General features: G+C 37.0%; 18 protein-coding genes and 1 riboswitch. Of the genes, 10 read left to right on the forward strand and 8 right to left on the reverse strand.

The genetic code is table 11. The features are described 5' to 3' along the window. Positions 1 to 43: 43 nt before the first annotated feature. From bioA to AC1Q8N_RS10830, 7 genes are all read left to right on the forward strand, one after another. Entirely contained in the window at positions 44 to 1,432 is a 1,389-nt protein-coding gene (gene bioA, locus AC1Q8N_RS10800; protein ID WP_098047911.1) for an adenosylmethionine--8-amino-7-oxononanoate transaminase, read from the forward strand. Further along, on the forward strand, positions 1,432 to 2,160 hold the full coding sequence (bioD, locus tag AC1Q8N_RS10805; protein ID WP_097907239.1) for a dethiobiotin synthase: 729 nt from the start codon (positions 1,432 to 1,434) through the stop codon (positions 2,158 to 2,160). The genes bioA and bioD overlap by 1 nt, the downstream gene beginning before the upstream one ends. After that, entirely contained in the window at positions 2,126 to 3,313 is a 1,188-nt protein-coding gene (gene bioF / locus AC1Q8N_RS10810; protein ID WP_404519427.1) for an 8-amino-7-oxononanoate synthase, read from the forward strand. The genes bioD and bioF overlap by 35 nt, the downstream gene beginning before the upstream one ends. Next, positions 3,310 to 4,050 carry an alpha/beta fold hydrolase gene (locus tag AC1Q8N_RS10815; RefSeq protein WP_404519429.1) on the forward strand — a complete coding sequence of 247 codons (741 nt, stop codon included), beginning with the start codon at positions 3,310 to 3,312 and terminating at the stop codon, positions 4,048 to 4,050. Before bioF ends, AC1Q8N_RS10815 begins: the two co-directional genes overlap by 4 nt. Continuing rightward, positions 4,016 to 4,825, forward strand: a complete 810-nt coding sequence (gene bioC, locus AC1Q8N_RS10820; protein ID WP_098076612.1) for a malonyl-ACP O-methyltransferase BioC — start codon at positions 4,016 to 4,018, stop codon at positions 4,823 to 4,825. The genes AC1Q8N_RS10815 and bioC overlap by 35 nt, the downstream gene beginning before the upstream one ends. 1 nt (position 4,826) lies before the next feature. Continuing rightward, positions 4,827 to 5,825 carry a biotin synthase gene (gene bioB / locus AC1Q8N_RS10825; RefSeq protein WP_098076609.1) on the forward strand — a complete coding sequence of 333 codons (999 nt, stop codon included), beginning with the start codon at positions 4,827 to 4,829 and terminating at the stop codon, positions 5,823 to 5,825. Between the two features lie 181 nt (positions 5,826 to 6,006). After that, entirely contained in the window at positions 6,007 to 6,327 is a 321-nt protein-coding gene (locus AC1Q8N_RS10830) for a hypothetical protein (RefSeq protein WP_000549778.1), read from the forward strand. Positions 6,328 to 6,356: 29 nt separating this feature from the next. Here the strand turns inward: AC1Q8N_RS10830 and ribH are convergent, their stop codons facing one another. The 5 genes from ribH to AC1Q8N_RS10855 all read right to left on the reverse strand — a co-directional run bounded on the left by ribH (position 6,357) and on the right by AC1Q8N_RS10855 (position 10,630). Next, complete coding sequence (ribH, locus tag AC1Q8N_RS10835) at positions 6,357 to 6,818, reverse strand: 6,7-dimethyl-8-ribityllumazine synthase (protein ID WP_098076606.1); 462 nt, start codon at positions 6,816 to 6,818, stop codon at positions 6,357 to 6,359. An 18-nt stretch (positions 6,819 to 6,836) separates the two neighbouring features. Next, complete coding sequence (gene ribBA / locus AC1Q8N_RS10840) at positions 6,837 to 8,030, reverse strand: bifunctional 3,4-dihydroxy-2-butanone 4-phosphate synthase/GTP cyclohydrolase II (protein ID WP_046956394.1); 1,194 nt, start codon at positions 8,028 to 8,030, stop codon at positions 6,837 to 6,839. Positions 8,031 to 8,042: 12 nt separating this feature from the next. Continuing rightward, positions 8,043 to 8,687 carry a riboflavin synthase gene (gene ribE / locus AC1Q8N_RS10845; RefSeq protein WP_098047905.1) on the reverse strand — a complete coding sequence of 215 codons (645 nt, stop codon included), beginning with the start codon at positions 8,685 to 8,687 and terminating at the stop codon, positions 8,043 to 8,045. Next, positions 8,669 to 9,781 (reverse strand): bifunctional diaminohydroxyphosphoribosylaminopyrimidine deaminase/5-amino-6-(5-phosphoribosylamino)uracil reductase RibD, encoded by a 1,113-nt coding sequence (ribD, locus tag AC1Q8N_RS10850; RefSeq protein WP_098076603.1) that lies wholly within the window; start codon positions 9,779 to 9,781, stop codon positions 8,669 to 8,671. Before ribD ends, ribE begins: the two co-directional genes overlap by 19 nt. Positions 9,782 to 10,091: 310 nt before the next feature. Beyond that, positions 10,092 to 10,235, reverse strand: a riboswitch (FMN riboswitch). A gap of 188 nt (positions 10,236 to 10,423) precedes the next feature. Then, entirely contained in the window at positions 10,424 to 10,630 is a 207-nt protein-coding gene (locus AC1Q8N_RS10855) for a CDGSH iron-sulfur domain-containing protein (RefSeq protein ID WP_001151582.1), read from the reverse strand. Between the two features lie 289 nt (positions 10,631 to 10,919). On the opposite strand from AC1Q8N_RS10855, the gene AC1Q8N_RS10860 reads away from it, so the two are divergent. Next, positions 10,920 to 11,165, forward strand: a complete 246-nt coding sequence (locus AC1Q8N_RS10860) for a DUF2552 family protein (RefSeq protein WP_000360793.1) — start codon at positions 10,920 to 10,922, stop codon at positions 11,163 to 11,165. Positions 11,166 to 11,174: 9 nt separating this feature from the next. Here the strand turns inward: AC1Q8N_RS10860 and AC1Q8N_RS10865 are convergent, their stop codons facing one another. Beyond that, on the reverse strand, positions 11,175 to 12,098 hold the full coding sequence (locus AC1Q8N_RS10865) for an alpha/beta hydrolase (protein ID WP_048546291.1): 924 nt from the start codon (positions 12,096 to 12,098) through the stop codon (positions 11,175 to 11,177). A gap of 81 nt (positions 12,099 to 12,179) precedes the next feature. On the opposite strand from AC1Q8N_RS10865, the gene AC1Q8N_RS10870 reads away from it, so the two are divergent. Then, positions 12,180 to 12,659 (forward strand): GNAT family N-acetyltransferase, encoded by a 480-nt coding sequence (locus AC1Q8N_RS10870; RefSeq protein WP_048546290.1) that lies wholly within the window; start codon positions 12,180 to 12,182, stop codon positions 12,657 to 12,659. A gap of 102 nt (positions 12,660 to 12,761) precedes the next feature. Then, complete coding sequence (locus tag AC1Q8N_RS10875; RefSeq protein ID WP_048546289.1) at positions 12,762 to 13,625, forward strand: LacI family DNA-binding transcriptional regulator; 864 nt, start codon at positions 12,762 to 12,764, stop codon at positions 13,623 to 13,625. A 23-nt stretch (positions 13,626 to 13,648) separates the two neighbouring features. Here the strand turns inward: AC1Q8N_RS10875 and AC1Q8N_RS10880 are convergent, their stop codons facing one another. Together AC1Q8N_RS10880 and AC1Q8N_RS10885 are read right to left on the reverse strand one after the other, a co-directional pair. Continuing rightward, positions 13,649 to 14,968, reverse strand: a complete 1,320-nt coding sequence (locus AC1Q8N_RS10880) for a Na+/H+ antiporter family protein (protein WP_048546287.1) — start codon at positions 14,966 to 14,968, stop codon at positions 13,649 to 13,651. 131 nt (positions 14,969 to 15,099) lie between these two features. After that, positions 15,100 to 16,098: an alpha/beta fold hydrolase gene (locus AC1Q8N_RS10885; RefSeq protein WP_048546285.1), complete on the reverse strand. Its 999-nt coding sequence runs from the start codon at positions 16,096 to 16,098 to the stop codon at positions 15,100 to 15,102. Between the last annotated feature and the right edge of the window lie 4 nt (positions 16,099 to 16,102).

Below are 16,102 nucleotides of genomic sequence, written 5' to 3' on the forward strand. Positions count from 1 at the left end.
GTTAACTTTATTTATAAAATAGTTAACATTAGGGGTGACAATTGTGACTGTTAATAGTAATACGACTGAAAAATCGTCTTATACATATGAAGAATTATCGGAGAAAAATAAAGCTTATGTATGGCATCCGTTTACACAAATGAAAGATTATTTAGAAGAAGACCCTGTCATTATTGAACGTGGAGAGGGAAGAAAGCTATACGATGTAAATGGAAATGAATATTGGGATGGTGTTTCATCTATTTGGTTAAATGTTCACGGACATCAAGTACCAGAATTAGATGAAGCAATTCGTGAGCAATTAAATAAAATTGCCCATTCTACTATGTTAGGACTTGCTAACGTTCCATCTATTTTATTAGCAGAAAAAATAATTGAAGTTGTGCCAGAAGGTTTGAAGAAAGTATTTTATTCAGACTCCGGTTCTAGCGCCGTTGAAATTGCAATTAAGATGGCCTTTCAATATTGGCAGCATAAAGGAAAACCGAAGAAACAAAGATTTGTTACATTAAAAGAAGCTTATCACGGTGATACAATTGGAGCTGTTTCAGTAGGAGCGATAGACTTGTTTCACCAAGTGTATAGTTCACTTTTATTTGAGGCAATTAAAATGCCGTATCCATATACATATCGTTCTCCTTATGGAAATAATAAGGAGGAAATTGTGAAAAAACATTTAGAAGAAATGGAAGAGCTGCTGAAAGAAAAGCATGAAGAAATTGCGGCGATTATTGTAGAGCCTTTAATGCAAGGTGCTGGCGGTATGATTACAATGCCAAAAGGATACTTAAGAGGGCTCCGTAATTTATGTACAAAATATAATGTTTTATTTATTACAGATGAGGTAGCGACTGGATTTGGGCGTACGGGGAAAATGTTTGCATGTGAACATGAAAATGTAACGCCGGACATTTTAACAGCCGGAAAAGGTTTAACAGGTGGATATTTACCAGTTGCAATCACCGTAACGACAGATGAAATTTATAATGCCTTTTTAGGAGACTATGAAGAACAAAAAACATTTTTCCACGGTCATAGTTATACAGGGAATCCGTTAGGGTGTGCGGTAGCCATTGCGAATCTAGAGCTATACGAGAAAACAAATTTAATAGAAGAAGTGGCAAGTAAGACAGAATATGTAGCGATGCAATTAGAATCGCTCTTTGCGTATAAACATGTAGGCGATATTCGTCAGTGCGGGTTAATGGTTGGAATTGAACTTGTGAAGAATAAAGAAACGAAAGAAGCGTTTGAATGGACAGAGAGAGTCGGTGTTCAAGTATGTAAACGTTCAAGAGAGCTGGGCATGATTTTGCGACCACTCGGTAATACGATTGTATTTATGCCTCCTCTTGCTTCTACAATTGATGAGATTGATGATATGTTACGTATTTTGTATAAAGCAATCTCGGATGTTACGGAGGGAGAATAATGGGCGGTTTTTTTGTTACAGCAACGGATACTGAAGTGGGGAAAACTGTAGTTGCGGGTGCATTAGCAGGTGTATTTAGAGAATTGGGATATAACATCGGGGTATATAAACCGTTGCAAAGTGGACATGTTGCATCAAATCCAGAGGGAGATGCAGCAAGGTTAAAAGCATTATCGGGTGTACCAACAAAAGAAGATGAAATTTGCCCTTATTCTATTGAAGAACCTCTTGCTCCGAGACTTGCCATGAAAAGAGCTGGAAGAGTAGTACATTTAAAAGACATTATGGATCATTATAATGAACTATTGAAAGAGTTTAATAGCCTATTTGTAGAAGGGGCAGGTGGACTGGCTGTTCCATATACAGAAGACGCTTTAGTAATTGATTTCGCAAAGGAATTACAGCTTCCTCTTATTATAGTCGCACGCCCTACATTAGGAACAGTAAATCATACAGTTTTAACGATTGCTTATGCAAAGGCACAGGGCTTAACAGTAGCAGGTGTAATTTTATCCGGCTGCAAAGAATGTGAAATGGAAAGAGTACAAGAAAATAAAGAAATGATTGAAGAGCTAAGTGGGGTACCGGTTTTAGGTTTATTACCATTCTTTGAAGGGGCGTTTACAAAAGAAGAAGTCTTGGAATCTGCAAAAGAGTATATAATGATTTCAAAATTAGAGGAGTTCATCCGAAATGAATCAAACGTGGCGCACACATCTTCAATCTAAATTGCAACAATTAAATAAGCAAGGGCAGTATCGCAATTTGCATGTAACAGAACAAGCAGAAGAGACATGGCTTATTCGAGATGAAAAAAGGATGCTAAATTTAGCGTCAAATAATTATTTAGGGTTAGCTGGAGATGAGAGGTTAAAAGAAGCTGCTATTGCATGCACAAGAAAATATGGAACTGGAGCGACAGCATCAAGGCTCGTTGTAGGAAATTATTCACTGTATGAAGAGGTTGAGAGAAGTATATGCGATTGGAAAGGCACTGAAAAAGCCTTAGTTGTAAATAGTGGATATACCGCAAATGTTGGAGTCATTTCTTCATTAGCCTGTCGTCACGATATTGTGTTTAGTGACAAATTAAATCACGCAAGCATCGTTGATGGGATTATATTAAGCGGAGCAGAGCATAAAAGGTATCGTCATAATGATTTAGATCATTTAGAGAAGCTGTTGCAAGTAGCACCGCCCAAAAAGAAGAAATTAATCGTAACGGATACTGTTTTTAGTATGGATGGTGATACTGCGTATTTGAGAGAGTTAGTGGAGCTGAAAGAGAAATACGGGGCAATCATTATAGTCGATGAAGCACATGCGAGTGGAATATATGGAAGTGATGGAGCAGGGTTGTCTCATATAGAAAAAGATATTGCTCAAAAAATTGATATACATATGGGGACGTTTAGCAAAGCTCTAGGGTGTTATGGTGCGTATTTGACAGGTGATGCAATGTATATAGAGTATTTACAAAATATGATGAGAAGCTTTATTTTTACAACAGCTTTACCACCAGGAACGTTAGGAGCAGTGCAAAAAGCAATTGAAATTGTGAAAGAAGATAATGAGAGAAGAGAGAGACTTATTGAGAATGGAGCATATTTTAGGACACATTTACAAGAAGCTAGTTTTGATATTGGGAATAGCTCAACTCATATTGTACCGATTGTAGTCGGTTCAAATGAAGCAGCTTTACGGTTTAGTAGAAGGCTGCAAGAGGTAGGTATTGCAGCAATTGCAATTCGTCCACCAACGGTTCCAGTTAATAGTTCACGGGTCCGTTTTGCAGTTACGTCCCAACATACAATAGCTGATTTGAAATGGGCTATTCAGCATATTATACGCATTGGTAAAGAAGAGGGGTTTTTCGTATGAAAGAGCTAAAGGTTATTTTTATTCCTGGATGGGGAATGGAAGAAGGTGTTTGGACTTTAGTTCTGCCGTATTTTAAAGGATATTCTGTTCAATGTATCAATTGGCGTAATGTGAAAGAACAAAGTGAATTTGCGGGGCGAATAATAGATGTAGCAAAAGATGAAAATGTAATTTTAGTTGGATGGTCACTAGGAGCGTTAGCAGCAGTTCAAGCTCATAAAAAGGTTAAGGCAAAAGGTATCGTACTAATTGGTGGTACTGCCAAATTTACAAATATGAGCGATTATACGAGTGGATGGAATACTCTGCATGTAGAACGGCTGAAAAAGAATTTAGCGAGAAAGAAAGAAGATACGCTCAAGCGGTTTTATGAAAATATGTTTACAAAAGATGAGCTGAAAGAGAATAAAAGGTTTGAAAATATGATAAAACGCTTTAAAGGTGACTCTATTCAGTCTTTGCAATTAGGTTTGGAGTATTTAATAGAAGCAGATATGAGAGAAGAACTGAAAGAAATTAAAGTCCCTATACTACTTATTCACGGAGAGCAGGATGTAATTTGTCCATTGTCTGCAGCGCGTAGTATGGCTGAGAATGAGACTGCCACGCTCAAGGTAGTAAGTGAGGCTGGACATGCATTATGCGTAACGAATTTCGAATATTGCGGAAATGAGATAATTCAATTTGTAGAGGGGATACGACATGATCAACAAAACGTTACTTCAAAAACGGTTTAACGCGGCATCTGTATCCTACGATCAATATGCAAATGTACAAAAAAAGATGGCACATTCATTACTTTCTACATTGAATCGGCGATATAGTGCAAATTCATCGATACGTATTTTAGAACTTGGATGCGGAACAGGATATGTTACAGAGCAATTATCAAACTTATTTCCGAAAGCACATATTACAGCCATTGATTTTGCTGAAAGTATGATTGCAGTTGCGAAAACTAGACAAAATGTGAAAAATGTAACGTTTTACTGTGAGGATATCGAAAGATTACGACTAGAAGAAACATATGATGTTATTATTTCAAATGCCACATTTCAATGGCTAAATGATTTAAAACGAGTGATAAGAAATTTATTTCATTATTTGTCTATAGATGGGATATTACTCTTTTCAACGTTTGGACAGGAAACATTTCAAGAATTGCATGCTTCGTTCCAGCGGGCGAAAGAAGAAAAAAATATACAAAATGAAACATCGATTGGGCAACGTTTTTATTCGAAAAATCAGTTGCGCCACATGTGTGAAATAGAAACAGGGGATGTGCATGTTTCTGAAACATGTTACATAGAGAGATTTACAGAAGTTAGGGAGTTTCTACACTCTATTCGAAAAGTAGGAGCGACCAATAGTAATGAAGAATCATATTGTCAAAGTCCCTCACTCTTTCGTGCGATGCTTCGCATATACGAAAGAGACTTCACGGAAAATGAAGGGATAATGGCGACGTATCACGCTTTATTTATGCATATAACAAAAGAGGGGAAGAGATGAAATGAAACAAGTACAAACAAAAAGGGATTGGAAAAAACTTGCACATGACGTAGTAGAAGAGAAAATGATTACGAAAGAGGATGCAATTACAATATTAGAAGCTGATGATACAGAAGTGTTAGAAATTATGAATGCAGCTTACATCATTCGCCATCATCACTTTGGTAAGAAAGTAAAATTGAATATGATTATTAATACGAAATCTGGATTATGTCCTGAAGATTGCGGATATTGTTCACAGTCTATTATTTCAGAGGCGCCGATTGATAAATATGCATGGCTAACGCAGGAAAAGATTGTAGAAGGAGCACACGAAGCAATTCGCCGTAAAGCGGGTACATATTGTATTGTAGCATCTGGTCGTCGCCCGACGGATAAAGAGGTGAATCACGTAATTGGAGCAGTTAAGGAGATTCGTGAAACGACAGATTTGAAGATTTGTTGTTGTTTAGGTTTCTTAAACGAAGATCAAGCAGGACGTTTAGCAGAAGCGGGTGTACATCGTTATAACCACAACTTAAATACACATGCAAATAATTACGAAAGTATTTGCTCCACTCATACGTATGACGATCGTGTTGATACAGTTCAAAAAGCGAAACAAGCAGGCATTTCACCATGCTCTGGGGCAATTTTTGGAATGGGGGAGACAATAGAAGAACGTGCTGAAATTGCATTTGAATTACAACGTATAGATGCAGATTCAATTCCATGTAATTTCCTTGTTGCTGTAAAGGGTACGCCGCTTGAAGGACAAAAAGAATTAACGCCGATAGAATGTTTAAAAGTACTGGCGATGATGCGTTTTGTAAACCCAACGAAAGAAATTCGTATTTCAGGAGGACGTGAAATCAATTTACGCTCTGTGCAGCCAATCGGTTTATTTGCAGCAAATTCTATTTTTGTTGGAGATTACTTAACGACAGCTGGACAAGAACCGACTGCAGACTGGGGTATGATTGAAGATTTAGGGTTTGAGATTGAAGAATGTGCATTATAAGATAGATAAAAAGCAAACTTGTAAAAGAGTTTGCTTTTTTTGTAAATAAAATGTAATAAATAGTTGTGAAAGCTTGATACTATTGGTTTTTGAGCGAAAAAAAGAATTTTGGTGGACGAATTTTCCAGGCCCCAATTGTACATAGTAAATATGTAATTTATATTGGGTTGGAGGATTTTACATGCACAAATATATATTAGCGATTATGACTTGTCTAATTTTACTAAAAGCAATAAGTGCTGATCCAGTTAAGGCTGCCGAAAATCCTGAACAAAAAGAAATGCAACAACGAATTGAACAACATTTTCGAACGAAAGCTGAACATTTTGGATTGAAAACAGAAGGGAAAGATTTAAAGGAAGTGCGAAAAGAAATTACTATTATAGAAGAAGCGAAGAAAAGAGAGAATGTATGGAGAACAGCACAAACGCTTCGTATACAAACAGAAGGAAAAACAATGGATGAATTAATAAAAGATGTACGGAAAAAAGTGAAAAAATAAAAAAGAGGCCGCAGCCTCTTTTTTATTTTTTATGCCCATTGTTTTGATAAATGAGCCATTTCAATCGCAGCAACGGCGGATTCATAGCCTTTATTACCTGCTTTCGTGCCCGCGCGTTCAATCGCTTGCTCGATCGTTTCAGTCGTTAATACACCGAAAATAACTGGGATGTCTGTTTGTAGTGATAAAGATGCAACTCCTTTTGCTACTTCATTACAAACGTAATCGTAATGTGTTGTAGCACCACGAATGACAGTACCTAACGTAATTACAGCATCATACTTTCCGCTATTAGCCATCTTTTTAGCGATTAAAGGAATTTCGAATGCGCCAGGAACCCAAGCAACATCGATATCAGTTTCTTCTATACCGTGACGCTTTAATCCATCTAAAGCTCCGCCGAGTAACTTACTTGTAATAAATTCATTAAAACGTCCAACAACAACCCCAACTTTTAATCCTGTACCAACTAAATGACCTTCGAATACCATAATAAATCTCTCCCTTAATTATAAGTTTAGTAAATGTCCTAATTTGTTTACTTTTGTTTGTAAATACGTTTTATTCTCTTCTTTTGTTGGCATTTGCAATGGTACACGCTCGATTACTTCTAAATCGTAACCTTGTAAGCCAGCAATTTTTCGTGGATTATTCGTTAATAATCGTAAATGTTGTAAACCTAAATCTTTTAAAATTTGAGCGCCAATACCGTAATCACGCAAATCAGCTGGGAACCCAAGTTTTTCGTTTGCTTCTACAGTATCGAATCCTTCTTCTTGTAACTTATAAGCGCGAAGCTTATTAAGAAGGCCGATGCCTCGTCCTTCTTGTCTCATATAAAGAAGAACGCCTTTTCCTTCACGTTCAATTTGAGCAAGTGCAGCATGGAGTTGTGGTCCGCAATCACAGCGACATGAGCCAAATACATCTCCTGTTAAGCACTCTGAATGAACGCGTACAAGTACAGGCTCTCCTGTTGAAATATCACCTTTTACGAGTGCGATATGCTCTTTCGTATCTAATGAATTAGAATAGCCAATTGCATGGAAAGTACCGAAATCTGTAGGTAATGTAATTTCCACTTCTCGCGTCACTAGTGTTTCATGGTGGCGGCGATAAGCAATTAAATCTTCTATTGTAATCATTTTTATATCAAATTGTTTTGCGCACTGTAGTAAATCAGGTACGCGAGCCATCGTACCGTCCTCATTAATAATCTCACAAATGACTCCAGCTGGTTCTGCTCCGCAAAGCTGTGCTAAATCGACGGCGGCCTCTGTATGACCAGCTCGGCGTAGGACACCGCCTTCTTTCGCGATTAATGGAAAGATATGTCCAGGACGATTGAAATCAGCACCTTTTGATGCAGGGTTTAATAATTCTTGTATCGTAGTCGCCCGTTCGTGAGCGCTAATCCCTGTTGTTGTAGAAACATGATCAATACTCACTGTAAATGCAGTATGATGCGAATCTGTATTATGAGCTACCATTGGTTCTAATTGTAGACGTTCTGCGTATTCTTCCGTAATCGGTACACAAACGAGACCACGCCCATGTGTAATCATAAAGTTAATCGTTTCTGGCGTAATATACTCTGCTAAAGCGATAAAGTCGCCTTCATTTTCACGGTTTTCATCATCGCATACGATAACGACTTTTCCTTGTTTTAAATCTTCTAGAGCTTCTTCAATACGATGAAACATAATGCTTCCCCCTTATAGAAATCCATTTTCTTGTAAAAAGCTTTCGCTCATTGAACCTGTTCGTTTTACAGGTTTAGAAATAAAGCGTTCGATATATTTACCGATCATGTCACACTCAATGTTTACGATGTCACCGGCATTCTTTTCTCCGATAACAGATTCACTTACTGTGTGCGGGATGAGTGAGATTGTGATGGAAGATTCGTCTATATCAAATATTGTTAAACTCGTTCCATCAACAGCAACGGATCCTTTATGCAAACAATAGCGCAGCAATTCATCAGCAATAGCTATTTTGTAATAGACGGCATTATAGTGTTGTTTTTTGTTTAATATCGTTCCGATGCCATCAATATGTCCTGAAACGAAATGTCCACCGAATCGTCCGTTTGCAGCTATCGCCCGCTCTAAATTTACTTTAGAGTGTTGTTTAAGCATGCGAAGTGATGTTGATTGCATCGTTTCAGGCATTGCGTCCACTGTGAATGAAGTTGTTGTGAAACTCGTTACAGTTAAGCAAATACCGTTAACCGCGATACTATCACCTAAGTGAGCATCTGATAAAATATTATTTGCATGGATCGTTAACTTCATCGCTTCTCCGCTTTGTTGCATGTTTGCAATCGTTCCTAATTCTTCTACAATTCCTGTAAACATTCCGTCACCTCACTTCGGGCATTCGCAACGATTTTTATATCATCACCAATTTGTTTCATCTCTTGAATTTCCAAGGAAAGTGCATCTTGCAATGCTGCGAAACCATTTCCCCCAAATAAAGTAGGGGCATCTTTCCCGCCAATTAATTTGGGGCTTATATAAGTTACAATTTCATTGAGATGCTTTGTTTGTAAGAAGCTTGCGTGAACTGTTTGACCACCTTCAACGAATAGAGAAAGAATTTGCTTCTCTCCAAGAAAGAAAAGGAGGTCCTTGATTTCTATATGTTTTGTTTTCATTTGGAATATAGCTATATTTTCAGATTCATAAGAAGCTATTTTCTCTTTATTTACATCCTTACCGACAATAATCCATGTCGGTGCTAAACCATCTGTTATGACATGAGAAGATGGTGGCGTTCGTAAATGGGTATCTAAAATAACACGAATAGGATTTTTACCCCCGTTAGGAATTCTTGTCGTTAAATGCGGATTATCAGCTATAACTGTATTCACTCCAACGAGAATCGCATCATGTGTATGACGATATTGGTGAACATCAGCTCGTGCTTCTTCACCTGTAATCCACTTACTTTCACCCGTGACAGTTGCTGTTTTTCCATCTAAGCTCATCGCTGTTTTTATTGTTACAAATGGACGTTTCGTTCTCATGTAGTGAAAAAAGAAACGATTTAATAAGGTGGCTTCTGTTTCAAGAATACCGGTAGTTACTTCGATGCCAGCTTCTTCTAATCTCTTTTTTCCAGTACCAGAAACGAGAGGATTGCAATCAAGAGTAGCAATTACAACCCGTTTGACTCCTTTTTTGATGAGCAATTCACAACAAGGTGGTGTTTTTCCAAAATGGCTACACGGTTCAAGTGTTACATAAACGGTAGCTCCTTTTGCTTTTTCACCAGCCATATGAAGAGCGTGAACTTCTGCATGTTCTTCACCAGCACGTAAATGAGCGCCAATACCGACGATGTTTCCTTCTTTTACAACAACAGCACCAACCATAGGATTTGGACTTGTTTGTCCAGATGTCCCTTCTGCTAACTGCAGGGCAATCCTCATATATTCTTGATCTGTCATTCTCTTCACCTCTCCTGAAAAAATCAAAAAACCCCAAGGATTTTATATCCTTGGGGTTTGGGAGACGTGATTTCTAGAAATATAGTTCGAATACGAAAGTACAGGAAAGAAACCTAACGATGATTGGTATTTTTGCATAAGGAAAAAACCTAGCAAAAATATCGAATTTTTCAAACGCTAGTCGTATCTTTTTATTTCAGTATAGAAACATAAGTATACAAAATAAAACATATATAAAGATTCAAAACGAAACTTTATAAATATGCATACTGAAATAAAAGTGTATTCGCTATATAAAATTACTAGAAAACATATCCTTCTCCCATCCAGACTATACTGTCGGCCCTAGAGTTTCACTAGATCCACCGTTTTCGAGTTGAAAACGGGTCACGGACTTAGAAGTTTGCACTTCATCACCGCCGGTTGGGAATTTCACCCGACCCCGAAGGATGTTGTTTGCTCAAATTATAGCACAAAAAAAATAAAAGGCTAGAAAAAAATATTCGAATGTGAAGAATTGTGTGAAAATATATGTAAGTTGGAATGAGGACAAAAGTACGAGGAATGTTGTAAGGAAAAGGGGGACGAGAGTTAATGAAAAGAAAAAACATGCACAAAAAAATGTGCATGTCACATGTGAAATTATTCTGCCTCTGGTGCTCTAACGACAGACTCGAATTTCCCTTTATGCGAAGCATCGCAATAAGGCATATTTTTTGATAAACCACAACGGCATAAAGAAAATGCCGGTTTTGCTGGGAATACATTCCCTTGTGAATCGACTAATTCCACGTCCCCTGTAACGCGAAAAGAGCCATTATCATTTACTTTAATTTGTACTTTCGCCAACGCTATCCCTCCTTCCCAAACGCTTAATTTCATCATATAATTAAGAGAAGTACTTGACAATATAAAGTGAAACTTTAATTAGTGGGGGAGGTATCCCCCCACTAATTATTAGTTGAACCAATCGGGCTTTTAGGGGCAGTTAATCTCCCACCTAACTTCTTTGTTTTAGTTGAGTTTTGAGGTGCTCATTTTACTGCCCGCAAATAGCGGGGTAAAATGAGCACTTTCTTTGGGAGAGAAGAGAGTGTTATAATGTTTTTTATAACTGAATAGAGTAAGGTGACGAGAGATGGATAAACAATTACATACATTACGAAACATTGCAAATGAGCGCACGTGGGCATCATTTTTGAATGATAATCATCCATATAGTTTGTTACATTGGTCCATTGCAGGTGTAGGGCAAGAGGCAAAGGATGTTTGGTTACTTCAAGATGAAGTAACATTTCAAACGACAGAATTTCCAACGTTAGATGATGCAATGCAATGGATTTCTGAAAATATGGAACAAGTTACAGACGTTTTAGCGCAATAAAAAACAGGCTTATGCAAGCCTGTTTTTTGTTTCTTTTACATATGAGTTTAAAAATTGATCAACGGCTGCTTCATACTCTTCTTTATTTTCGTTATAAGAGCAAGCGTGTGCACCGCGTTCTGCAATATAAAGTTGTTTATTGTTTTCTTTTGCTTCATATAGTGCTTTCGTCATATCAGCTAAAATATAATCATCATCTTTACTATGAATAAAGAGGACGGGATTGTTAATATTCTTTATACAATCGATTGGTGAAACTTCGCGAATCGTATAACCGTCACGCACTTTTAAAAAAGCATTTGCTAAAGGTAATAAGGGCCATTTAGGTAAATGGAATTCAACCTTTAAACGGTGTTGTAATTGTCCGTAGAAATCAGAAAAAGGACAATCTGCAATATAGAAATCAGCACCATCTTCTACAAGTCCTGCGTATTGAAGAAGTGTTGCAGCTCCCATAGATTCACCATGAATACCGAGTGTTATATTTGTTCCAAAGCGACTTTTTAGCCAGTCAACTACAGATTTTAAATCATGTTTTTCATAGTATCCATAGCTTGTTGTTTTTCCGCCAGTTTTACCATGACGACGATGATCATAAATAACGACATTATACCCTCTGTTTAAAAATAACCTTGCATATTTTACAGAGTTCATTTTATTTACAGTTACGCCGTGACAAAAAATCATAAACTTATTGGAATGACCAGCAGGAATGTAATATCCGTGAAGATCATATCCGAATTGCGAGGGAATATGAATTTCTTCTTTATGAAGAGCATCAAAATCCTCTATACGAAAATGTTTTTTCGTTTCTCTTTCGAGTACTTCTTCCTCTGTTTTTTTCTTTAAGTACATCACTTTATTTGTAAAGAAAATCCCAAGGGCAGTTATCGCACCTAGTATAGTAAACAATGCTGCAAAAAAACGTTTCATACTTTACCTCATCCTCCAAATACCGTTACATGTGATACACTTACATTGTATCACAATGATAGAAAAGGGGAGAAATAGGAAATGGTGTATATACAAAAAATTACGCCAGCGATGAAAGAAACAATCCGAATGTTCATGTGTGAGAACTGGGGGAGTTCATTGATGGTTTCACGTGGGAAGGGGCATCAGTTAGAAGAGTTGCCAGGATTTATTGCGCTCTCAGATGACAGAATAATCGGAATTATAACATATGAAGTGACCGGAAATATGTGTGAAATTGTGTCGTTAGATAGCTTTGAAGAAAGAAAAGGAATAGGGACGAAACTTGTAGATTGTGTATTACAAGTTGCAGAAGAAGAACGGTGCGGGCGGGTTTGGCTCATAACAACAAATGATAATATGAATGCGTTACGATTTTACCAAAAACGTAAATTTGTGATGACTCATTTATATGTGAATGCAGTGGAAAAAGCACGAGAAATAAAGAAAGAAATTCCACGTATTGGGTATGATAATATCCTAATTCTACATGAAATTCAGTTAGAATATCGTTTAGTGTAATGATGTAACAATTTTCAGAAATATAAGTTATTAACCTTGACGAATATTGTAATTTAGGTTACCGTAAAATTGTAATCTATTACCATATTAAGGGGTGACGATGTGGCAACTATACGTGATGTTGCAAAATTAGCAGGTGTTTCAGTCGCAACCGTTTCACGAGTTATTAACGAAAAAGGATACGTTCATGAGGACACAGTTAAACAAGTAAAGGAAGCAATTGAGGAATTACGTTATAGGCCAAATAGTACAACAAAGCCATTGTTTAAAGAGAATTCAACGATAATTGCATTACTTGTAGATAATGTATATAACCCATCAAACATCACTTTGCTACATTGTATTGAGGAAATAGCATATAAAGAAGGATATCAAATCATTGTTTGTAATATAGAGAATAAAGATAGATACATACATATGTTGAAGGAAAATAACGTTGCAGGTGTTATTTTGACAAAATCTGTTTTTAAAAGTATAGGAGAAATTCCACTTCCCTTTGTTGTGATTGATGAAAAAAAATCCCATGCAAATTATTATGAAAATGGACAAAGAGCGGTTTCTTTATTAAAAGAAAAAGGCTGTCACTTCCTTGCTTATTTCAATGAGGGAGAAGATAGTGAAGAAATGGAAGATCACATATCAGGATTTTTAGACGCTGTTTGGGAGGAAGGAATCTCTTATCGAGAAGTATGTGTACAAGGGTATACGAATAAACAGTTTATTACATTCTTGCAAACTTCTCCGTATATAGATGGAATTGTAACTTCAAGTGAAAAGGTTACTTTTGAGTTAATTCAAGCAGCGAAAAATTTAAATATCCGTATACCGGATAAGTTAAAAATTATTGGACTGAACGGGAGTATAGACAGTGAGTGGACAGGTCCGTCATTCATGCAAATGGAGAGTTGTGTCGAAGAAAATGGGAAAATAGCGTTGCAACAATTAAAAGGAAAAATAAAAAAGTAAAAGGTGCGTATAAAACGCACCTTTTATAATGTAATGGCGGCAATAAAGCCAAATATGAGTAACGGTATATTATAATGCAGAAAAGTTGGTACACATGTATCCCATATATGATGGTGTTGACCATCAGCATTTAAACCGGATGTTGGTCCAAGTGTACTATCTGATGCTGGTGATCCTGCATCGCCTAGCGCTCCGGCTGTACCGATAATTGCAATTGTAGCCATTGGACTAAATCCAAGCTGTATGCAAAGAGGTACAAAAATTGTTGTTAAGATAGGGATGGTTGAAAAGGATGAACCAATTCCCATCGTAACGAGAAGCCCAATCACAAGCATAAGAAATGCAGCGAGTGGTTTATTATTTCCAATTATATGTGCACTCGTTTGCACAAGAGATTCAACATGTCCTGTTTTTCGAAGAACAGCGCCAAATCCAGCGGCAGCGATCATAACAAAACCGATAAAGGACATCATGCGCATTCCGCTTGTTAATATCGCATCTGCTTCTTTAAGAGGTAGACTACCACTTACTGATAAGACGATAATCCCTGCTAAAGCACCGAAAATCATCGATTCTGTTGCTAATTGAACAGTTAATGTGGCCATGATAGATAATAATCCGAAAGTAATACTACGTTTTGTATAGGGAACGATTTCATTGGCGGTAGTATGAACTTGTTCTATTTCATACGTACGAGGTTTCCGGTACGTAATGAATACGGCTACACATAATCCAATAATCATACCAATTGCTGGAATAGTCATTGCTTTTGGAATAAGTGCGACATCAAATGTAAGACCGCTTTGCGCAGCATTTGTTTGCAATACGTCATGATAAATTTTTCCGAACCCTGCTGGAATCCACATATAAGGAGTAATCAATCCGAATGTAATAATACATGTAACAAGTCTGCGATCCACTTTCAGCTCATTTAATACTTTTAAAAGTGCTGGAATTAAGATGGGGATGAAAGCGATATGAACAGGAATCACATTTTGTGAGAAACAAGCCATCGTTAAAATGATGAATAAAATAAGTATTTTAGAATAAACTTGTTTTTTCGTGTCTTGTTCATTGCCGATCCATTTTAGTGCAGTTTGAATCATAGCATCTGGAAGTCCTGTTTTGGAAAGGGAAATAGCGAAACCGCCAAGCATTGCATAACTTAAAGCGATTGGAGCACTGTTTCCAAGGCCAGTTGTAAAAGTATTAATAGTTTCTGAAATACCGAGTCCACCGATAATTCCGCCTGTTAAAGCTCCAACAATGATGGCGACAATGACCTGGACACGTAACAAACTAAGCAATAGCATAACTGCTACTGCGACGAGTACAGCATTCATAATAAATGTAATCTCCCTAAAATTTTATTGTGCTAAGGCAAGTAAATATGAAGCACTTTGCTATATTTATACATAGTTGCGACATATTATTATAAATTGTTTTCTATGAAATGTAAAAGAGCCTTTTGTTACTAATGTTGAAAAGCTAGCTCTTGTTTAATTGATTGTAAAGAATTGGCGAATAATTCAGGTTCTTCTAAATCAGGAGAATGTGCTGAATTTGGGAACCAAATCATTTTTTTTATGGGGGCTTCTATCACATCACAATATTCCTGAACGAGAGCATAAGGAGTTTGATAATCATAGCGACCAGAACAAAAATAAACCGGAATAGATAAGCTTGAAATAGAAGAAAAGAAATCGATTGTCAACATTTCTTCCCATAAAACGCCAGATTTTAAATTTCCTGCGAGAAACTTGAACCAATCTAATAGCGTATATTCAGGGGAAAAGAAGCCTTTTCGTATGAAAGAAAAGGAAGATCCGTTTTGGATTGCTCCACCGAATGTGCCAAGCCACTTTCTTTGAATAATAAGGCGTCTCGTATCTAAAAATGGTGGTTTGCCTAATTTTAAAAGGGACGCTAATGCTTTTTTATGATCATGTTTTTTTGCAGAACGAATTAAATGCTGATATAGCAATTCTTCGTTTTGTTTCATATGTACAATCTGCCCAATACCGATGTAAGCCTCGATATACTGTGGATATTGATGTGCTATGTTAAGCCCAATAATGCTTCCCCAAGAATGACCAGCGAGAAATAGTTTCTGTTTATTGAACTTTTTAAGTACATATTGAATCACTTCTTTTGCATCGGAAACGAATTGTTCGATTGTAAAATTTGCTCCGAAATCTTTCATTGAAAAGGATTTACCTGCCCCGCGCTGATCCCAATTAATAACGATGAAGTGTTTCTCCAATTCTTTTTGAAAATGACGAATAAATCCAATTTGTGCCATGCCAGGTCCGCCATGACAGCATAATAAAATTGGCTGCTCTATGTTTTGCCCGCGCATAAGGAGAGTTTGTTTTCGATTATGGATCATAACGCTTTCCATCGTAGCAATACTATTAGGAATGAGTTGTTTATTTTCATTATAAAACTGTGGGGTATAGCTACGAAAAAGCATATGG

The organism is Bacillus sp. GW823-FHT06B01 (assembly GCF_058952315.1).

Bases quoted from the DNA above. Each gene is read 5' to 3' on its own strand.
- bioD (WP_097907239.1), top strand. From the start codon at position 1,432: ATGGGCGGTTTTTTTGTTACAGCAACGGATACTGAAGTGGGGAAAACT.
- bioF (WP_404519427.1), top strand. From the start codon at position 2,126: ATGAATCAAACGTGGCGCACACATCTTCAATCTAAATTGCAACAATTA.
- AC1Q8N_RS10815 (WP_404519429.1), top strand. From the start codon at position 3,310: ATGAAAGAGCTAAAGGTTATTTTTATTCCTGGATGGGGAATGGAAGAA.
- bioC (WP_098076612.1), top strand. From the start codon at position 4,016: ATGATCAACAAAACGTTACTTCAAAAACGGTTTAACGCGGCATCTGTA.
- bioB (WP_098076609.1), top strand. From the start codon at position 4,827: ATGAAACAAGTACAAACAAAAAGGGATTGGAAAAAACTTGCACATGAC.
- AC1Q8N_RS10830 (WP_000549778.1), top strand. From the start codon at position 6,007: ATGCACAAATATATATTAGCGATTATGACTTGTCTAATTTTACTAAAA.
- ribH (WP_098076606.1), bottom strand. From the start codon at position 6,818: ATGGTATTCGAAGGTCATTTAGTTGGTACAGGATTAAAAGTTGGGGTT.
- ribBA (WP_046956394.1), bottom strand. From the start codon at position 8,030: ATGTTTCATCGTATTGAAGAAGCTCTAGAAGATTTAAAACAAGGAAAA.
- ribE (WP_098047905.1), bottom strand. From the start codon at position 8,687: ATGTTTACAGGAATTGTAGAAGAATTAGGAACGATTGCAAACATGCAA.
- ribD (WP_098076603.1), bottom strand. From the start codon at position 9,781: ATGACAGATCAAGAATATATGAGGATTGCCCTGCAGTTAGCAGAAGGG.
- AC1Q8N_RS10860 (WP_000360793.1), top strand. From the start codon at position 10,920: ATGGATAAACAATTACATACATTACGAAACATTGCAAATGAGCGCACG.
- AC1Q8N_RS10865 (WP_048546291.1), bottom strand. From the start codon at position 12,098: ATGAAACGTTTTTTTGCAGCATTGTTTACTATACTAGGTGCGATAACT.
- AC1Q8N_RS10870 (WP_048546290.1), top strand. From the start codon at position 12,180: ATGGTGTATATACAAAAAATTACGCCAGCGATGAAAGAAACAATCCGA.
- AC1Q8N_RS10880 (WP_048546287.1), bottom strand. From the start codon at position 14,968: ATGAATGCTGTACTCGTCGCAGTAGCAGTTATGCTATTGCTTAGTTTG.
- AC1Q8N_RS10885 (WP_048546285.1), bottom strand. From the start codon at position 16,098: ATGCTTTTTCGTAGCTATACCCCACAGTTTTATAATGAAAATAAACAA.